Below are 18,390 nucleotides of genomic sequence, written 5' to 3' on the forward strand. Positions count from 1 at the left end.
CGAATATCCTGCTATAATGAAACACTGTATCATAGAAACGGAGGATCCATTGCATGGAATTGGAAATGCTTCAGGTATCTCAAGATTCTGATGGGATTCGCTACCACTTTACCGCCTCGTTTTCCGAGGGGATTCATCTCTTGTCCGGGTCTGACGCCAGCGCAAAAACGCTTCTGCTAAGCCTTTTGACCGGAAAGAACGCTCCGGATCATGGAGAAATCCGTTTTCTCGGATACGACATCATGGCCCTGGGACGGGCCTATCAAAACCATCTGGCCTATTTCTCCCGATTTCCTCTGTTTCCGGACAGCTTTACCCTTTCCCACTACCTGATTTATACGGGAATTTTACAGCGCCTGGAACCGGATCAGGCCCGCGGCAAGGCGTCCTCTCTGATCCGGCGGTTTGGGCTGGAAAACTTTGCAGGCCAGACGCTGGGCGAACTTCCCGGCGCGATAAAAAAGAGGGTTCTGCTCGCCAATACACTGCACTCGGAAGCGCCGGTCCTGTTGTTGGACAAACCGTTTACCTATGCCTCCGCAGATGATTTGGACTGGATGTTCCCGCATCTCCTTAAGCTGAGGGAGCGAAAGATCATTTTGATGTCCGTGGAACGGGAGCATTTGATGGATAGAATCCCTCATCGAACCCTTTATTTAGAGAACGGAACCATCCTGCCGGAAGCCTGCCTCAGGGAAAAAACTCCCGTCTGATCTCTCACTCATCCGTTGTTTTTATCCTGAACCATCAGCCTCTGCTCCAGATGCTTCTCATGCTCATGATTCCGCCGAATCAACGCTTCCAACTCATCCTCTCCCTGCCGTTTGTTCCGAAAGCTCCACTTGCAGGAATCCTCACAGAGATCCGGATGAGGAAGCGTCCGGTCCGGATAGGCGGACGCCGCCTGCCGGTACGATGGCTCTCTCTGCTCTTTTGCCTCCGGCTCCCGTCTTCCGGGATCTGCCGGCCAGGTTCCATCTGCCCCATAGCGGCCCGTGCGCCTCACAGGTTTTGCGGCCGGGCGTGCCTGTGTCCTGGCGGCTGCCGCCTGCCGGTTCTTTTCCTGTTTCCGTTTCGTCTCCGCCTGGTTCAAGGCGAACACGCCGACCACAAAAATGATAATCAATAATTCCATCTTGCTCCCCTCCTCTCTCTTTAGTATACGGGACCGCCGGTCAATCTGCAATACGGCAAAAGATTTCTTTTTCCTCCCATTGCATCCCCGAATCAATTTGTTTATAATAAGGACAAACAAGAAGGAGGCTGAGAGATGAATATTTCGGATCTGTTCACGGAAAAAGATTATGAAGAGATAAAGAAAATGGAAGGCCGCACGGAAGTGGAGACCTACCGCGGCCCGGTCATCGAAGATTATGTCGTCGACATCACCCACCGTCCTCACCGGATGAAACCGGGGCAGATGGTCTATATCGTCGCTTTAAACCATGCGCTCGTCGAAAACCTGGCCAACGACGATTTATACTGGCGGGCGGAGCCGGCCAAATTTTTCCACGGCCTGCCGTCCCTTCCGGAGATTCATGAAAAGATTCAGAAGATGTATGATTATCTGACCGACAACTATGAATGGACCCCGCCGGAATGCCCGCCGCCGGACCCGAATGCCTATCCGGAATTTGACTCCTAACTCAAAGGAAGCATACAAAAAGGGGATGCCGCCCATGGACGGCATCCCCTTTTTGTATGAAAGTGTACTTAAAATAATAAGGAGGAGAAACAAAGTTAAAATTGATCCGGCGTCATCCGCCCCATTGGCGAAGTCCGCGCTTTACATCACGCTGTACAGCAGATCCGTGTAATCCGGGAACGGCCAGTATGCTTTGGCGGTCACCACCTCGGCGCCGTCCGCAGCCTCCCGGACCTTTGCCATATCGGAGAGAACGACATCCCGGTAATGGGCGGCGCGCTCCGTTACGCCGGGAAATTCCTCTGCGGTCAGGAGATCATCCTCCAGCTCCACCACAGAACTTCTCAGCCGGGAAGCCTGTTCGGACAGTTCTTTTACGGTCCCCAGCTCGAAATCACAAGGGATATCGGAGGAGAGCTGGCGTTTTTCCAGAGCTGTTCTGGTCAGATCACAGGAATACCGCGCAATGGCGGGAAGGATCTGACGGTGAACCATATCCACCATGGTAGCCGCCTCAATGTGAAGCTTCTTGCAGTAAACCTCCATCAAAATCTCATAGCGGGAATGCAGCTCCGCCGTGGTGAAGATTTTGTGCTTGGTAAACAGCGCCAGGTTCTTTTCCGCGATAAAGGAAGGCAGGGCGTCAGCTGTCGTCCGCAGGTTCATCAGCCCGCGCTTTTCGGCCTCCGCGACCCATTCCTCCGAATAGTTGTTGCCGTTGAAAATAATCCGTTTATGCTCGGAGATAGTCTTTCGGATCAGCTCTTGCAGAGCTTCCTCGAAATGCTCCGCCCCCTCCAGCTGGTCGGCAAACTGACACAGCTCCTCGGCCACAATCGTATTTAGTATGATGTTGGGGCCTGCAATCGAAAGATCGGAACCCAGCATCCGGAATTCAAATTTATTTCCGGTAAACGCAAACGGCGACGTACGGTTCCGGTCCGTGGTGTCCTTGGGGAAACGGGGCAGGATATGAACTCCCACTTTCATGACCTCCGCATCCCTTTGGCTGTAGGGTGTCCCGTTCTCAATGGATTTTAAAATTTCCGTCAGCTCGTCGCCCAAAAACATGGAGACAATGGCCGGGGGCGCTTCATTGGCCCCCAGGCGGTGATCATTCCCGGCGCTGGCAACCGCTACCCGGAGCAGATCCTGGTATTCGTCCACCGCCTTGATCACGGCGGTCAGAAACAACAAGAACTGTGCGTTTTCCTTAGGGGAATCCCCCGGCTCCAGCAGGTTGACGCCGGTATTGGTGGAAATCGACCAGTTGTTGTGCTTGCCGCTGCCGTTGATCCCTTCAAAGGGTTTCTCGTGAAGCAGGCAGGCCATGCCGTGGCGGGCCGCCACACGCTTTAATATTTCCATGGTCAGCTGGTTGTGGTCCGTGGCCAGGTTCGTGTCGGTGAAAACCGGCGCCAACTCATGCTGGGCCGGGGCGACCTCATTGTGCTCGGTCTTGACGAAAATCCCCAGTTTCCAAAGTTCCCGGTCCAGGTCCTCCATAAATTTAGCCACCCTGGGCTTGATCGTACCAAAATAGTGATCTTCCAGCTCCTGTCCCTTGGGCGCCATGGCTCCGAACAGCGTCCGCCCGCAGAGCATCAAGTCCTCTCTCTGGCGGAATTTTTCCGCATCCACCAGAAAATATTCCTGCTCCGGTCCAACCGTTGTGATGACGCGGGTCGTGGCGGTATCGCCAAACAGGCGGAGAATCCGGAGCGCCTGTTTGTTGATCACCTCCATGGAGCGGAGCAGCGGCGTCTTTTTATCCAGCGCCTCCCCGCCGTAAGAACAGAAGACAGTGGGAATGCAGAGGGTGTTTTCTTTAATAAAAGCGTAGGAAGACGGGTCCCAGGCCGTATAGCCTCTGGCCTCAAAGGTGGCGCGCAGTCCGCCCGACGGAAAACTGGATGCGTCCGGTTCTCCTTTTACCAACTCTTTGCCGCTGAATTCCATAATCACCGCGCTGTCCCCATCCGGGCAGATAAAGCTGTCATGCTTTTCCGCCGTGATACCGGTCATGGGCTGGAACCAGTGGGTAAAATGGGTGACCCCCTTCTCCACCGCCCAATCCTTCATGGCGTTTGCCACCACATTGGCCACGCTGGGATCCAGCTTTTTTCCAAGCTCCATGGTCCTGCGCAGAGCTTTATAAGTGTCCTTGGGAAGACGCTCTTTCATCACTTGGTCATTGAATACCATACTGCCAAATAGCTCCGGAATGGAGGCGGTCGCTTCTGCTTTTTTTGTCTGTTCCGTCATATTTGCTCCTTTCTGTCCTCTTCCGGAAAAAATCCGGTCTGATGTTTTAAATGAAATTTCCCATAATACAAAAAAGCGCCACGGGATTCTTCCCGCAGCGCCTTTGCTACTTGCCGGTGACTATATCATATTTTTCCATCTCTGTCAATCCCTTTTTTATCTTTTCCTTTTCTTTTCTCTTATTTTTATTTCGTATTTTTATTATTTTACGATAAAAAATAATCTTTTTTCTATTTTTTGCATTGACTTCTTCGTTTCTTTATGCTATATTCCTGAGAAGAACAAAGGCGTTCGAACCAGGATTTCCTCCCCTCTCCCCAACGGAAATTCTGGGACGGCGTCTTTTTCTTTATCTGTGAATGAAACTATCAGAAATGAGGGATGACATGAAAAAAGAAGGTCAAATCCGAATTCCATCCGGCTGCGCGCTTTCCGGGATTTTTTCCAAAAACGGAACGCCGGTCGCAGGCGATAAAATCGTAACCTCCATCGCTGTCATGCACGATAGAAGCAACGGCCTCGGCGGCGGCTTCGCCGGATACGGAATCTATCCGGAATTTCAAGATTGCTTTGCGCTCCACATCTTTTATGAGACTTCCGCCGCCCGGCAGAGCTGCGAGGAGTTTTTGGATCAGCATTTCGAGATCGTCAATCTGTCCAAAATTCCCACCAAGAAAGTGGCCGGCGTCATCGATGAACCGCAGATCTGGCGGTATTTTGCGCTTCCGCTTCCTCACAAACTTGCGGCCAGCCAGCTGGATGAAAAAGAGTACGTAGCCCGCTGCGTCATCAAAGTGAATTCGGAGATTTCCGGTTCCTATATCTTTTCCAGCGGAAAAAATATGGGCGTCTTTAAAGCTGTCGGATATCCGGAGGATGTCGGAGAATTTTACCGCCTGGAAGAATATGAAGGCTACTGCTGGACCGCCCACGGCCGGTATCCCACCAACACCCCTGGCTGGTGGGGAGGGGCTCACCCCTTCTCCCTGCTGGACTACTCCATCGTACATAACGGTGAAATCTCCTCCTACGATGCCAACCGGCGCTGGGTGGAGATGTTCGGCTACCGCTGTACGCTTCAGACCGACACCGAAGTGATTACCTATATCTTTGACTACCTGCTCCGCCGTCAGGGGCTGACACTGGAAGAAGCGGCCCATGTGGTGGCCGCGCCGTTTTGGAGTACAATCGCGCGGCAGCTGCCGGAGGACCGGGAGGCGTACACCTATCTGCGCAATGTGTTCTCCAGTCTTTTGGTCACCGGCCCGTTCTCAATCCTGTTTGGTTTCGAGGGCGGCCTGATGGCTCTGAACGACAGATTGAAACTCCGCTCCATGGTGGCCGCGGAAAAAGGGGATCTTTTTTACGTAGCCAGCGAAGAATGCGCGATCCGGGCCGTTGAGCCGGAGCTGGACCGTCTCTGGGCGCCCAGGGGCGGCGAACCGGTTATTGTGCGCCTGAACAAAAAGAAGGAAGGAGCGGAAAAGCTATGCCAGTGTCAATGATCTACCCGGAATTTGAAATCATCCGAAAGGAGGACCGCTGCATCCACTGCCGCCTCTGTGAACGGCAGTGCGCCAACGAAGTCCACCGCTTTGATAAGGAACACGGACGAATGCTGGCGGACGAGGCCAAATGCGTGGACTGCCATCGCTGCGTCGCCCTTTGTCCGACCCGCGCGCTGAAAATCGTAAAATCCGACCACACCTTCCGTCCCAATGCCAACTGGGGTGAGGAAACCATCCATGATATTTACCGCCAGGCTGACAGCGGCGGCGTACTTTTAGCCGCCATGGGAACGCCGAAACCATATCCGGTCTACTGGGACAAAATCCTGGTCAATGCTTCCCAGGTCACAAATCCGCCCATCGACCCGCTTCGGGAGCCCATGGAGACCAGAACCTTCCTTGGAAAAAAACCGCATCAGGTCCACCGCGGTCCGGACGGCCGGCTGAAAAATGAGCTGTCCCCCGGCCTCTCCCTCGACACGCCGATTCTGTTTTCCGCTATGAGCTACGGCTCCATCAGCTTAAACGCCCATAAAGCGCTGGCTAAGGCAGCGGAAAAACTTGGAATCTGCTACAACACCGGCGAGGGCGGCCTCCACGAGGATCTGTATCAATACGGAAGCAACACCATTGTCCAGGTGGCATCCGGGAGATTCGGCGTCCACAAGCAATACCTGAATACCGGCGCGGCCATTGAGATCAAAATGGGCCAGGGCGCAAAACCGGGCATCGGGGGCCATCTGCCCGGCGCAAAAATCGCCGGGGATATTTCCAAAACCAGGATGATCCCCCAGGGTGCGGACTCAATTTCACCGGCCCCGCACCATGATATCTACTCCATTGAAGACCTGCGGCAATTGGTTTATTCCCTGAAAGAAGCCACTGGATATCAAAAACCGATTCTGGTCAAAGTGGCTGCCGTACACAACATTGCCGCCATTGCCAGCGGCATTGCCCGCAGCGGTGCGGACATCATTGCCATCGACGGATTCCGCGGCGGCACCGGGGCGGCGCCGGCCCGGATCCGGGACAACATCGGGATTCCGATTGAATTGGCGCTGGCCGCCGTGGATCAGCGGCTGAGGGAAGAGGGAATCCGCGGTGACGTATCCATCGTCGCAGGCGGAAGCATCCGGGAGAGCTCGGATGTGGTAAAAGCCATCGCCCTGGGGGCCGACGCCGTCTATATCGGAACCGCGGCTCTTCTGGCCTTGGGCTGCCATCTCTGCCGGTCCTGCCATGCCGGGAAATGTAATTGGGGGATCGCCACGCAGCAGCCGGATTTGGTAAAGCGTCTGGACCCGGAGGAAGGCGCCGGGCGGCTGGTGAATCTGGTCACCGCCTGGACCAGAGAAATCAAGGAAATGATGGGCGGCATGGGAATTAATTCCGTGGAGGCCCTCCGCGGAAACCGGATGATGCTCCGGGGAATCGGGCTCTCCGACCGGGAGCTTTCCATCCTGGGCATCAAGCATGCCGGAGAATAAGGAGGCAAATATGGTGATACAAGCAGAGTTATTGGATTTTCAGGCGATCAATGAGGCCATCCGTTCCGCCGGAAATAGTCCCGTTGAAATCCACGGCTGCTGCGGCCAGCGCTATATCGGCGACGGCCTGGCGGACCAGCAGGTGGAGATCTTCGGCACGCCCGGCAACGCCCTCGGCGCTTATCTGAACGGAGGAACCATCCTTGTCCACGGAAACGCCCAGGACGCCGTGGGGGATACGATGAACGAGGGCCTGATCTGCATCGACGGCCTGTCGGGCGACGCCACCGGGTATTCCATGCGGGGCGGCAGCATCTTTGTCCACGGGAATGTCGGCTACCGGGCCGGCATCCACATGAAAGAATATGGGGAGCAAAAGCCCCTGCTCGTTGTGGGAGGGACAGCCGGAAGCTTCCTCGGAGAATATCAGTCCGGCGGCACCATCCTCGTGCTGGGTCTTCATTCTAAGGATCCGGTTCCGGTGAACAATTTCTGCGGCATGGGCATGTACGGCGGCCGGATTTACCTGCGGGCCGAACATCTTCCATCCGACTTCTCTTCCCGCCTTACCAGCCGCCCGGCGGAGGAAGCCGACCTCAAAGAAATCCAGCCGGCGCTGGAACAGTTCTGCCGCCTGTTCGGAGAATCCATGGAGGAGATACGAAAAAAGCCCTTCTATGTGATTACGCCGAACAGCAGCAGTCCTTATCAGCAGCTCTATGCCGCCAAGTAAAGGTTTTGTATCTGCGTCAGGAGCGCTTTTTCCTAAGAATCCGTCAGGGGCAGGCGGGATTTGCCTCTGGCTTTCTGCCAATATCAAGGGGGAGTTCCCATGAAAATCAATGAAAATTACCGGTCTTTAGAAACCAGCTACCTATTTTCCCAAGTCGCGGCCAAAAGAGCGGCCTACGAGAAGGCTCACCCGGACCAGCGGATCTTAAGCCTCGGCATCGGCGACGTTACCAGGCCGCTCCCGGAGCCGGTGACCCGCGCCTTCACCGAGGCGGCCGCAGGCCAGGGGGATCCGGCCCGATTCCACGGCTACGGTCCGGAACAGGGGTACCCTTTTTTAAGGGAAGCGATCCAGTCCTATTACCGGCGCTTCGGCGTGGATATCCCGCTGAGCGATCTTTTTGTCAGCGACGGAGCCAAGTGTGATCTGGGCAATCTCCTGGACCTGTTTGATGCGGACAACACGGTTTTGATCCCCGATCCGGTCTATCCGGTATACCGGGATACCAACCAGATGGCGGGCCGCCGCATCTCCTATCTGTCCGCCGTCCCGGAGAACGATTTTCTTCCCATGCCGGATCCGGAGCAGAAGGCCGACATCATCTACCTATGCTCCCCCAACAACCCGACCGGCAACGTCTACCGGAAAGAGCAGCTCTCCGAGTGGGTGGACTACGCCAACCGCCAGGGCGCCGTCATCCTGTTCGACGCCGCCTACGAAGCTTTTGTGACCGATCCGTCTCTCCCCCACAGCATCTATGAGATTGAAGGCGCCAGGACCTGTGCCATTGAGGTATGCTCTCTCTCCAAGACCGCAGGCTTTACCGGCACACGCTGCGGCTACACGGTGGTTCCCGGAGAACTGATCCGGGACGGGCTCTCCCTGCGTTCCATGTGGCTCCGCCGCCAGACGACCAAGTTCAACGGCGTCTCCTATCCCGTTCAGAAGGCAGCCGCAGCCGCCTTCTCGGAGGAAGGGCTTGCCGCCTGCCGGAAGATCCTATCGGTCTACCAGTCCAACGCACGCCTGATGCACCGCGTGCTAAAGGAAGCCGGAGTCTGGCATACCGGAGGCGTGCACTCCCCCTATCTCTGGATGAAATGCCCGCAGGGTCAAAGCTCATGGGAATTCTTTGACCGGCTCCTGGAACAGGCCCAGGTCATCGGCACGCCAGGCTGCGGCTTCGGGGCGGGCGGAGAAGGATTTTTCCGCCTGACGGCCTTCGGAACGCCGGAGGATACGGCAGAGGCCATGGAACGGATTCGAAGAATGTTGTAACTCAACACTTCCGCCTAATTTCGACACGAATCTTGCCGATTTTTTGTCTGCGTAGTATACTGTCAGGAGAAACCATATTTGTAGAAACGCATATGAAAAAAGGAGGCATGGATCTATGGACTGGCATTGTCTGCTGAAAGAAGACCGCCTGGTACCCGACCGAATCCCAGAACCGAGAGAATGGGGAAAATATAATATCAGCGGCTTTGAGAAAGATTACAAAAAAATCGTGGCGAGTTCCGCATTTCGCCGCCTTCAGGATAAAACCCAGGTCTTCCCTCTGGATAAGAGCGATTTTATCCGAACCCGGCTCACCCACTCTATCGAGGTATCGATGACCGCGAAGCAGCTGGGAACCATGGTCTGCACCTATCTGTCGGACAACAAGCATTCCCAGAAAACCGCCTTCCCTATGGAAGAGGCCACGCCGAAACGGATGGGTGAAATCTTGATGTGCGCGGGCCTGCTCCATGATCTGGGAAACCCGCCCTTCGGCCATTTCGGCGAGACCGTAATCGGGAGCTGGTTTCAAAAGCATTTCGCGGATCCCTCTTTTTCCTTTGCCGGGAAGGAAATCTCCACCCTGCTGACCCCGCAGATGCGCGGGGATCTGGAACACTTTGAGGGCAACGCCCAAAGCCTGCGCCTCTTGCTGAAATCCTGCAACAGCTCCGCCGGGGATCTGAACCTGACAAATGCAGTGATCCATACGCTGTTAAAATACCCCACGGATTCCGTCCGCTTTGACAAAAATGCAGCCGACATCCGGCTGCACAAAAACGGTTACTTTGCCGCGGAAGAGCAGGCTCTTTTGGCCATCGCCGAATCCTTGGGCACCAAGACGGACTCTCAGATGGCCCGCCATCCGCTGACCTATCTGCTGGAAGCAGCGGATGATATCGCCTATGCCACGGCGGATTTGGAGGACGCGTTTAAAAAAGGATTATTTTCTCTGGAACAATTTGTGGATTTTTTTGAAGAAGAACTGCACCGCATTGCCCGGAAACAGGACCGAAAAATTCCGCCCAAAGCCATGCAGCTCATTTCCCCACTCAGCGTAGCCGTCAGAAACAAAGGCCGCGCCAGGGAACAGGATCTCTGCACATTTAACAATTGGGTCCGATACGCCCGCGGATGGCTGATGTACTGCGCTGCTTTTGGCTTTACGAGAAATTATATATCGATTATGAACGGGGAATATCCCTGCGACTTGTTTGCGGGAACGTATCATGAATTTTCAATCGAGGCGCTGAAAAACGCCATGAACCGCTTTGCCTATCACTCGTCCGGAATCGTCAAGCTGGAATTGTCCGCTCAGACCATCCTGACCTTTCTTCTGGATCAATTTGTCCCAGCCGTGCTCTATTTCGGGGAAGCCCCGGAAAAAGGGACGCAGTCTGCGGCCGGCAGAAAATATACCGATTTGATTTCAGAAAACTATCGGAGCGATTATCTATCCTGCCGGCGGGAGGACGACGATGGATATAATTTATATCTGCGTTTTCTCCTTGTGACCGACTATATCAGCGGGATGACGGATTCCTTTGCCAAGAACCTGTATCAGGAACTGAACGGGATCTCCTAGCGGATAGGCTTAACTGGAAACCGGGAAAACTTCCCGGTTTTTTGGCGTGGGAACCGTGTGATCAAAAGGAATGCGGATCATCGGATAAGCCGGATGCTTCGGCCTTTCTGCTGTTTTCCTCCACTTTGATCTCCCAGTGAATCAGGATCGCCAGGGCGGCCCGAAGCAGGATGATCGCTCCGGCAATGGCGATCTCTTCAAAGGTACGCACCACCACAGTCCGGAGAATCTCGCCGCCCAGCTTAAATTCCAGGCTGATTGCCATCCCCTTCGCCAGGTTCAGCCGAATGGCCGGATCCCGCCTAAAAAAATGGACCACGCCCCGGATACCGCTGACGATAAGCACCAGCACGCCTGCATAGTCAAAAAAGAGAATGGCATATTCTGCGATGATTTCAAGAATTCTTTGTAAATCCATGGTGACCTCCCAGAAAGGGTGTTCTTTTCGGCCCGGACGGCATTCGTATCTCTGTTCCTTTTTCCGCTGTCTTTTGACCTATCACAATTATACAGGCCCGTCTCTTCTTCTGTCAACTTTACTTTTTGCAAATTACTTAACTGAACCTTTCCGATCTTTCCTCTGGGATACGGCGGAACTTGGCGGATATTATTCCGGATCGCCGCCCATGAAGATTCCCCCCATATATAAAATTGCGCCGGCCGCCGGCAGGCAGGCCCCGACTGCCCAATATAGAGAAAGAAGCCGGTTTGTCGTTCCGTAGATCTCCAAAATGCCTTGGACGATGCTTCCCACCGTGAGTGTGGCGATACCCGCATGATACAGCTGAAGCGGAATCCTTCCCGGCATCACTTTTTGATTGGCGCGGTCCAGGAGAAGGAACATTAATGTTCCGCCGGTCAGAGGCGCCGCAAAAGCGCAGACCATATAAGGAGAGTATACTCCATGGCTGAAAACCTCATACACCGCGCCGAAAATCATGCAGACAAGCGAAATCAAAAGATAGATGAACGCCTCTTTTTTAAGAACCCCCGGCTTTTTCTCAGTAACCAATAAATACAATGTCGCTCACGCTCCTCTCCTTCACACTTTTTCCACTGGAAGTGGGGTTGTTAATGATTTTCCCGTTAAAATACATGGTCGACGAACCCCCTCCGTCCAAATTGTATACGGTCTGCGCCCCCAGGCTCTGGGCAAACTCCGCCAACTCATATAGGCTTAAACCGCTGCTCTCGTCTGTACGTCCATCGGATACAAGAAACAGATAATGCAGCTCGTCTACTATGGCGATCGCGGTACGGGGATTGCTGGCCTTGGCCTTGCCCACTTCCTCGTCTCTCGTTATAACGATGCCGCCCTCTTTCACCAATGCCGGCCCGAAGGAGAGGATTTGCCTTGCCCCGGCTTGGAGCAGCGCCTCGGCTGATGTGCCGCCCTCTGTGATGATCTCAAAGGAGCCGTCCTCATAAATGACAAGATCCTCTTGTTCCGCGGAAGCTGTCTCCCTGTAAAGGACGCCGTTGCGCAGGACGTATCCCTGTTCCTGCGCGCCGTAATAGTCCCCGTTGACGGCAAGGATCGCGCCGTTTTTTTTTGCTGTCACCGAAGTTTTCTCCGTCACATTTTTTCCATAGGAGTTCTGGGCAAATGCCGTCCGCAAATACTCCGCGGAAGAGAGTTTGACCTCCGCAACATAGATGGAACTGTCGTACTCCCGATATTCGGTTATTGTGACGCTGATATTTTCATCCTGGTAGGACGTATCAGTTATAACTGCTTCCGCCTTCTCCTCCGTGGAACCCTCCTTATTTTTTACCTCCTGGACGCCGGTATCCGGAACCATTTCCGCAGACGTCTCGTTCTCTACAACGGAATAGACCTTTGTGATTACAAAAGTGTCGAGGAGAATATACGCCGTAAATGCTGTCAGGAGCAGGCCATAGGCAATAGCCCATACATGTTTTCTCATCCCATCGCCTCCTTGCCGTTTTTATGAAAATACAAGCCCCTTCCCTCCTCTTTTATCCCCGCTCCCAACCGAAGCCTTAAAACGGGAGGTTCTCCCCAAATCGGGAAGCGCCTATCTGCCGCGGACATCTTCCTGCCCGGATCCGCTGTCCGGATTCTTTCGGAAGATCAGGCATCGCTGCGCCAGCCAGCTCAGTGAAAAAAAGATAAGCTCCGCCGCCAGCTTGGCAAAAAAACGATTGACCCCTGCCGTATTCACAAAAAAATCCAGCACTATGGTATTCCCGATCAAAATCACGGCCGCCAGCAGAATGTATTGTCCGGCCGACTGAATCACACCATTTTTTGACTTAAATACCAGGGTGCGGTTGATCGTATAGTTGACGCTTGCGCTGACAATTCGCGCGCCAATGTTCGACAGCCGCAGGCTAACCGCAGCGGGAAAACCGGCTGTCAGAAGAGTCAGAAGGCTGTATAAGGTGTAATCTACCAGGAAGCCGGCGAAGGATGAGGCGGAGAATTGGAGGATCTCCTTATATACCCGGTAAGAGTCCTTCCAAGTATCGAAATGGGAGCCCGCATTATGATCCATGTAAATGGTTTCAATTTCCATCTCTACGATTGGGATCTGCAATCTGGCGGACTCAAGCAAAACATTCATCTCATATTCATACCTCTTGCCGGGAATCGTGAGAAGAAACGAAACAAGGTTTCCGCTGAAAGCCCGCAATCCGGTTTGCGTGTCATAAACTTTTTCGCCTGTGGAGATCCGATACACCAGCCGGGTTATTGTATTTCCAAACCGGCTTCGGATCGGTACGTTTCCTTTCATCCTGCGGCTTCCCAGAATCAGAGCGCCCGGATTTTTCTCCGCGTTCCGGCACAGCCGGACCGCATCGCCGACCCGATGCTGACCATCTGAATCCATGGTCACAAGGATGCTGTTTTCCGGAAAGTGCTCTGCGATATAGCGAAGGCCTGTTTTCAGCGCGCAGCCTTTCCCTTGGTTTTCTTTGTGGGTCAAAACCCTTGCATATGCTTTAACTTTCTTGAATATGTCAGCATACTGCTCGCCGCTTCCATCATCCACGACAACGACCGTAAAACCAGCGTTATTTATTTCCCGAATCAAATCCGGGAATCCGTGTCCCGGCTCGTATGCCGGTATCATTGCGATTCGTCTTTGCGACAAAATCTCATCCCTCCCTTCGATTAATTTTCTTGCGGACCCCTGCTCCCAGGTAAACTTGCCCTACTCCGCTCCATTGCCGGATGGCTTTTTCCCTCTGTCCGTATGCTGACAGTATAGGGAGGGAACTATAACTCAACTTAAAAAAACCGCTGTGAAGCAGATATTTTTTTGCAGATAAATTTTAATTTCAATTAATGTTCCTCTGTTACCATATGAGATATTATGAGCAAAAACGGGTTCTGACAGAGTGGCAATCAAGAAGGAGGATGGATTTGACTTTTGAGGAGTTTTATGCAGAGCAGCTTCCCGCCATGAAAAGCGCCGAAGAGATGCTTTTGAGAATTGCAGATCAATATGTGCTTGCGGCAGAAGACGGCCGGATGATCCAGCCTGTTATTTATTGCACTTCCAGGATAAAATCGCCGGACAGCGCTCTGCAAAAGCTGGAGCGCTGCGGATGGGAGAAAAACCGGTCTGCGGCTCTAACGGAATTGTACGATATCATCGGACTGCGGATTGTCTGTTCTTTTATTGACGACGTGTATCAGGTTTCCGATTGGCTAAAGGCGCGTCCGGAATTCGAGGTTGACGAGATCAAAGATTACATTGCCTTTCCGAAACCCAACGGATACCGGAGCCTGCATTTGAAAGTCAGGATAAGAGAGGGGCCCAGCTCCGGTTTCCGCGCAGAGATTCAGATTCGGACCATTGCCATTGATTTTTGGGCGACGTTAGAGCATCAATTAAAATACAAGCAGGAAATTGAACATGAAACGCTGATTCGAAAAGAATTGAAACGCTGTGCGGACGAGATTGCATCCGTGGATTTATCCATGCAGACCATCCGCGACCTGATTTGCGACGGTTGGAGTATGGATCGGAAGGACGGGAATCCTAGGGATTCGTTGCTCCGCGTATAGTATCTTCCTTCATTATAACAAAAAACTCCGATACAATCGGAGTTTTTTTCATAACGTTTATTACGTTTGATTTCCTGGAGACGAAGGGATTCGAACCCTCGGCCTTCGCGTTGCGAACGCGACGCTCTCCCAGCTGAGCCACGCCCCCATAGTGGATTGATTAGATAAAGAACGGTTCCCGTATGGGAACCGAGTGGAGACAGTGGGGCTCGAACCCACGACCTCTCGCGTGTGAGGCGAACGCTCATCCCGGCTGAGCTATATCTCCATCCACGTCCTTCATTATACCATATTCCAAGAAAATGGCAAGGATTTTTTTCAAAAAAAAACACCACCGGCAAAATTGCCGATGATGTTCTTCGATTGTGGGCACACTACTGCTTTTCTTTCCTCAAGCGCCTTCCGCCATCGTAGATCCAAGCACATAAGAACAGAATTACGATGTAAAGCGCCGGAGTAATAAACATAGCTGTTCTTGTACCAATTTGCGCCAGGATGCTATCATCAGCTGCCGCCCCATACTGGAGTCCGAAACCAAATCCGATCACTCCAATCAAATAATTCAGGACCAGAAGCCCGGAACAGTTCAATATAGTGATACCGATTGTACCTTTTCCTTTATATTCCCCCAATTTTTTTCTACGGAAGAAGAGGTAGAGAACATTCCCTGCCATCGTCAAAAATACGACGCCCAGAAGTTTTCCGCTGAAATCCATGGGATGATTGGATTCCGTAGTAACTGCGCCAACGCCCGTTTCCTTGGGAATGAAAAACGCCTCCAAATCCGCTTTCGCTTGCTCCGGCTGACTGGAATCATATCTGTAAGCTGAAACATATTCTCCGTCCAACGTTTTTACTAATAGGGGGATCCAGTCCACATGAAATCGCTTTAAGACATAATCATATTTCGGCGATTCTTTCCATTGGGACGTATCATAGGAATAGACAACCCATTGGTTCTCAGCAAGAACATTTTCAAGAACCTTCTCAAATTCCTGACACTCCGGACAGTCCGATTTGCCAAAATAGATATAGTAAGTTCCTTTCAAATCCAGATAGAATGTTCCATTCGCTATTTCAATAATGGCCGGTTCGGTTTTAGGTTCCGCACTCGAAGAATGATTCCCATAGACCGGCAATGGAAATAGCATCAAAATGAAAATAAAGCAGCTTGAAAAAAATCTTTTTTTCATCCTTTTCTTCTCCTTCCGGATTTCATCTATCGTCAAGTCATATCCGGCTTCCTTTCTGATCTCTCACGAAAAAAATTGAATTCCTTTCAATAAGAGCAAAAACCATAAGCTCGCAGAAACAATGATAGGATAACCGTAACACATTTTTCAGGCGAACGCAAGAAATATTTTATTAAATAGCATTTTCGCCTCGTGTTATTCTGACTATTTATTCATCTTCATCTAAAGTATTGGCCGGATCAATCCTCCATGCTCTCCCGGATCGCCATGGAGCGCAATAAAAAACCCGAAGATTCCTGAAATCTCCGGATTTTTTATTTGGCTTTAATTAAAAGAGACCACGTCATCTATCGGTTTTGCCGCCCCTTCGATCTTTTTCAGATGCAGCACCGGGCCTTCTTCGCCGTAAAGGCGGTGGTACTCCACGCCGAACTCCACTTCCACATGAACCCAGTCTCTGGTCTTGTAGGGAAGCACCGAGTCATAGTGACAGATAAATCCAAGGAATTGAATGTCATTGGCGCAGCATGTCATCACGAAACGTCCCGGCACGAAGGCTTTCCGTCCAAGATGGGGCGCCCGGTATACCTGGGCCAGAAACCGGATAGTCTTTCCCTCGTAGTGCTCCGGATGTTCCATGGCGTCGATATACCAGATCCCGTAATCCATATCTTCGATTTCCACCTTGTCCGCCTTCCAGTCAAAGGGAAGGTCTTCCTCGGTCTCCTCGATCTGCGTCCCGTCGGGCCGCTCAAAGACAATCTGGGCGCGGGAGTTGACTGCCTTGATATTCCTGCGGAATTTCTTCCGGTCCAGATCATCCCCGCACCGGTTAAAAATAATCAGCCCCGCAGGAAACAGTGGCTCCATAAACATGGTCCGCATATTGGCCAGATACAGTTCCGCGGTCTCGCCGTTCACCGTCGCATAGACGCCGTATACCTGCCATCCCCGCGGCAGGGCCAGGTCCAGAATCTTATCCACGCCCCAGGTGCCGTTGTACTCCATCATCACCTGGCGTGGCTGATGGGCCGCGTCAAAAGCCATCAGGCGTTCTGTGGTCAGCTCGCTCTCCTCCTCCAGCCGGACCAATGCAGCGTCCGTCTCCGCGAGAAATTCTTCCGAATATTCTTCCTCGCCCTCCTCGCAGGAAATGATCAGAGTCGGCCCGCCGTCCCGGAAATCCGGGCTTTTCAGGGCGTCCTTCAGCATCGAAGTTTTTCCGCTCTCCAAAAGCCCGGTAAAAATATATAATTCTACCGCCATGGTATCCTCCTTAAATATGGAATGCCTTCTTCAGCGCATCCTCCGCCAGATCCGTACCGATGACGCAGAGCTTTCCGGTGTAGTCCGGCTGGCCCGCACGGATCTGATACTCCATAGGAACCAGATCGAATTCCAGCCAGCTCCCATCGGCGGCAGCCACAATCCCCTTCGCCCGCAGAACCGTGCCGTACGTGGCTGTCTCCGCCAAATCTTTCAATACGGCTTCCAGCTCCTGCCGGTCGTAGAGATGGGCCGTCTCGGTTCCCCAGCTCGTGAACACTTCATCCGCATGATGGTGATGATGCCCGTGATGGTCATGATGATGGTCGTGATGGTGCTCTTCATGATCGTGCCCGCATTCGTGATCGTGATGGTGCTCCTCATGGTCATGACCGTGATCATGTCCCTCATGGTTGTGCCCGCATTCGTGATCGTGATGGTGTTCCTCATGGTCGTGGCCGCACTCATGGCCGTGATCATGGTGCTCCTCATGATCGTGATCGTGGTCATGGTGTTCCTCATGGTCGTAACCGCACTCGTGATCGTGATGGTGCTCCTCATGATCATGTCCGCATTCGTGGCCGTGATCATGCTCGTGGTCATGACCGCAGCCGCACTCTTCCTCTTCTTCGTCCAGGCGGATCATCTCCTCCGGTTTGGAAGAATGCTCCAGGGCATGGCGCACCGCCTCGCCGCTAAGGGCGTCCCAGGAGGTTGTGATGATCGTGGCTTTGCCGTTCTTTTCCTTCAGCAGACGTACACACTCATCCAGCTTGTCCCCGGTCATCATCTGGGTCCGGCTCAGCACGATGGTCGTGGCGTGCTCCACCTGATTATTAAAGAATTCTCCGAAATTCTTCATATACATCTTGGCTTTCTTTCCGTCCACCACGGTGATCAGGCTCCCGATGGCAATATCCGCCTGATCTTTGATCGCCTCCACGGCCTTCGCCACATCGGACAGCTTGCCGACGCCGGACGGCTCGATCAGCACGCGGTCCGGCTGGTACTCGGCCAGCACCTTTTTCAGCGCTTCGCTGAAATCCCCCACCAGGGTGCAGCAGATGCAGCCGGAATTCATCTCCGTCACTTCAATCCCGGCGTCCCGCAGGAAGCCGCCGTCGATCCCGATCTCGCCGAATTCATTTTCAATCAGAACCAGTTTCTCACCGGCATAAACCTCGGAAACCAGCTTTTTGATAAATGTTGTCTTTCCGGCTCCCAGGAAACCGGATACGATATCCACTTTTGTCATGTCGCTCATCCTTCTTTCTTTCTATCTTCCAGACTCGCTCCTGCAAGTCTTGGCGCGCGATTCGGCTTTGCTTATGCAAATATCTTCCGAACGGAATCGCTGCGCATCCGAAGCGGAGCGTCTATCCGATGGGAAA

General features: G+C 52.9%; 17 protein-coding genes and 2 tRNA genes. 8 read left to right on the top strand and 11 right to left on the bottom strand.

Annotation, left to right across the window (positions count from 1 at the left end; all coding sequences use genetic code 11):
* Positions 1–53: 53 nt before the first annotated feature.
* Positions 54–713: an ATP-binding cassette domain-containing protein gene (locus MUB23_RS15330; RefSeq protein ID WP_244801555.1), complete on the top strand. Its 660-nt coding sequence runs from the start codon at positions 54–56 to the stop codon at positions 711–713.
* Between the two features lie 8 nt (positions 714–721).
* Here the strand turns inward: MUB23_RS15330 and MUB23_RS15335 are convergent, their stop codons facing one another.
* Entirely contained in the window at positions 722–1,135 is a 414-nt protein-coding gene (locus MUB23_RS15335; protein WP_244801556.1) for a hypothetical protein, read from the bottom strand.
* A 135-nt stretch (positions 1,136–1,270) separates the two neighbouring features.
* On the opposite strand from MUB23_RS15335, the gene MUB23_RS15340 reads away from it, so the two are divergent.
* Positions 1,271–1,645 carry a hypothetical protein gene (locus MUB23_RS15340; protein WP_244801557.1) on the top strand — a complete coding sequence of 125 codons (375 nt, stop codon included), beginning with the start codon at positions 1,271–1,273 and terminating at the stop codon, positions 1,643–1,645.
* A gap of 141 nt (positions 1,646–1,786) precedes the next feature.
* Here the strand turns inward: MUB23_RS15340 and MUB23_RS15345 are convergent, their stop codons facing one another.
* The gene (locus MUB23_RS15345) at positions 1,787–3,910 is read right to left on the bottom strand and encodes a glutamine synthetase III family protein (protein WP_244801558.1); all 2,124 of its coding nucleotides are present in this window, start codon (positions 3,908–3,910) and stop codon (positions 1,787–1,789) included.
* 386 nt (positions 3,911–4,296) lie between these two features.
* Between MUB23_RS15345 and MUB23_RS15350 the strand changes: the two genes are divergently transcribed.
* The 5 genes from MUB23_RS15350 to MUB23_RS15370 all read left to right on the top strand — a co-directional run bounded on the left by MUB23_RS15350 (position 4,297) and on the right by MUB23_RS15370 (position 10,501).
* Positions 4,297–5,415 carry a class II glutamine amidotransferase gene (locus tag MUB23_RS15350; protein WP_244801559.1) on the top strand — a complete coding sequence of 373 codons (1,119 nt, stop codon included), beginning with the start codon at positions 4,297–4,299 and terminating at the stop codon, positions 5,413–5,415.
* A complete protein-coding gene (locus MUB23_RS15355) occupies positions 5,400–6,905 on the top strand; it encodes a glutamate synthase-related protein (RefSeq protein WP_244801560.1) in 1,506 nt (501 codons plus the stop codon). The genes MUB23_RS15350 and MUB23_RS15355 overlap by 16 nt, the downstream gene beginning before the upstream one ends.
* Positions 6,906–6,915: 10 nt before the next feature.
* Positions 6,916–7,638, top strand: a complete 723-nt coding sequence (locus tag MUB23_RS15360; RefSeq protein ID WP_244801561.1) for a glutamate synthase — start codon at positions 6,916–6,918, stop codon at positions 7,636–7,638.
* Positions 7,639–7,737: 99 nt separating this feature from the next.
* Positions 7,738–8,916: an LL-diaminopimelate aminotransferase gene (locus tag MUB23_RS15365; protein ID WP_244801562.1), complete on the top strand. Its 1,179-nt coding sequence runs from the start codon at positions 7,738–7,740 to the stop codon at positions 8,914–8,916.
* Positions 8,917–9,031: 115 nt separating this feature from the next.
* Positions 9,032–10,501, top strand: coding sequence for a deoxyguanosinetriphosphate triphosphohydrolase (locus MUB23_RS15370; RefSeq protein ID WP_244801564.1), 1,470 nt, complete (start codon positions 9,032–9,034; stop codon positions 10,499–10,501).
* Positions 10,502–10,562: 61 nt separating this feature from the next.
* Here MUB23_RS15370 and MUB23_RS15375 read toward each other — a convergent pair whose 3' ends face one another.
* The 4 genes from MUB23_RS15375 to MUB23_RS15390 all read right to left on the bottom strand — a co-directional run bounded on the left by MUB23_RS15375 (position 10,563) and on the right by MUB23_RS15390 (position 13,620).
* Positions 10,563–10,919, bottom strand: coding sequence for a DUF1622 domain-containing protein (locus MUB23_RS15375; RefSeq protein ID WP_244801565.1), 357 nt, complete (start codon positions 10,917–10,919; stop codon positions 10,563–10,565).
* Positions 10,920–11,108: 189 nt separating this feature from the next.
* On the bottom strand, positions 11,109–11,522 hold the full coding sequence (locus MUB23_RS15380) for a hypothetical protein (protein WP_244801566.1): 414 nt from the start codon (positions 11,520–11,522) through the stop codon (positions 11,109–11,111).
* The gene (locus MUB23_RS15385) at positions 11,503–12,429 is read right to left on the bottom strand and encodes a phosphodiester glycosidase family protein (protein WP_244801567.1); all 927 of its coding nucleotides are present in this window, start codon (positions 12,427–12,429) and stop codon (positions 11,503–11,505) included. The genes MUB23_RS15380 and MUB23_RS15385 overlap by 20 nt, the downstream gene beginning before the upstream one ends.
* A 111-nt stretch (positions 12,430–12,540) precedes the next feature.
* Positions 12,541–13,620, bottom strand: coding sequence for a bifunctional glycosyltransferase family 2/GtrA family protein (locus MUB23_RS15390; RefSeq protein WP_244801568.1), 1,080 nt, complete (start codon positions 13,618–13,620; stop codon positions 12,541–12,543).
* Between the two features lie 266 nt (positions 13,621–13,886).
* Between MUB23_RS15390 and MUB23_RS15395 the strand changes: the two genes are divergently transcribed.
* Positions 13,887–14,540: a GTP pyrophosphokinase gene (locus MUB23_RS15395; protein ID WP_244801569.1), complete on the top strand. Its 654-nt coding sequence runs from the start codon at positions 13,887–13,889 to the stop codon at positions 14,538–14,540.
* A 75-nt stretch (positions 14,541–14,615) separates the two neighbouring features.
* On the opposite strand, the gene MUB23_RS15400 is transcribed toward MUB23_RS15395, so the two are convergent.
* The 5 genes from MUB23_RS15400 to MUB23_RS15420 all read right to left on the bottom strand — a co-directional run bounded on the left by MUB23_RS15400 (position 14,616) and on the right by MUB23_RS15420 (position 18,254).
* Positions 14,616–14,688, bottom strand: a tRNA-Ala gene (locus MUB23_RS15400).
* A 46-nt stretch (positions 14,689–14,734) separates the two neighbouring features.
* Positions 14,735–14,808, bottom strand: a tRNA-Val gene (locus tag MUB23_RS15405).
* 106 nt (positions 14,809–14,914) lie between these two features.
* A complete protein-coding gene (locus MUB23_RS15410; RefSeq protein WP_244801570.1) occupies positions 14,915–15,733 on the bottom strand; it encodes a hypothetical protein in 819 nt (272 codons plus the stop codon).
* Between the two features lie 324 nt (positions 15,734–16,057).
* Positions 16,058–16,999, bottom strand: coding sequence for a TIGR03943 family putative permease subunit (locus MUB23_RS15415; RefSeq protein WP_244801571.1), 942 nt, complete (start codon positions 16,997–16,999; stop codon positions 16,058–16,060).
* 10 nt (positions 17,000–17,009) lie between these two features.
* The gene (locus MUB23_RS15420; RefSeq protein ID WP_244801573.1) at positions 17,010–18,254 is read right to left on the bottom strand and encodes a GTP-binding protein; all 1,245 of its coding nucleotides are present in this window, start codon (positions 18,252–18,254) and stop codon (positions 17,010–17,012) included.
* Positions 18,255–18,390 lie beyond the last annotated feature (136 nt).

Origin of the sequence: Cuneatibacter sp. NSJ-177 (assembly GCF_022867805.1) — a bacterium.
Taxonomy (GTDB): Bacteria; Bacillota; Clostridia; order Lachnospirales; family Lachnospiraceae; genus Pseudolachnospira.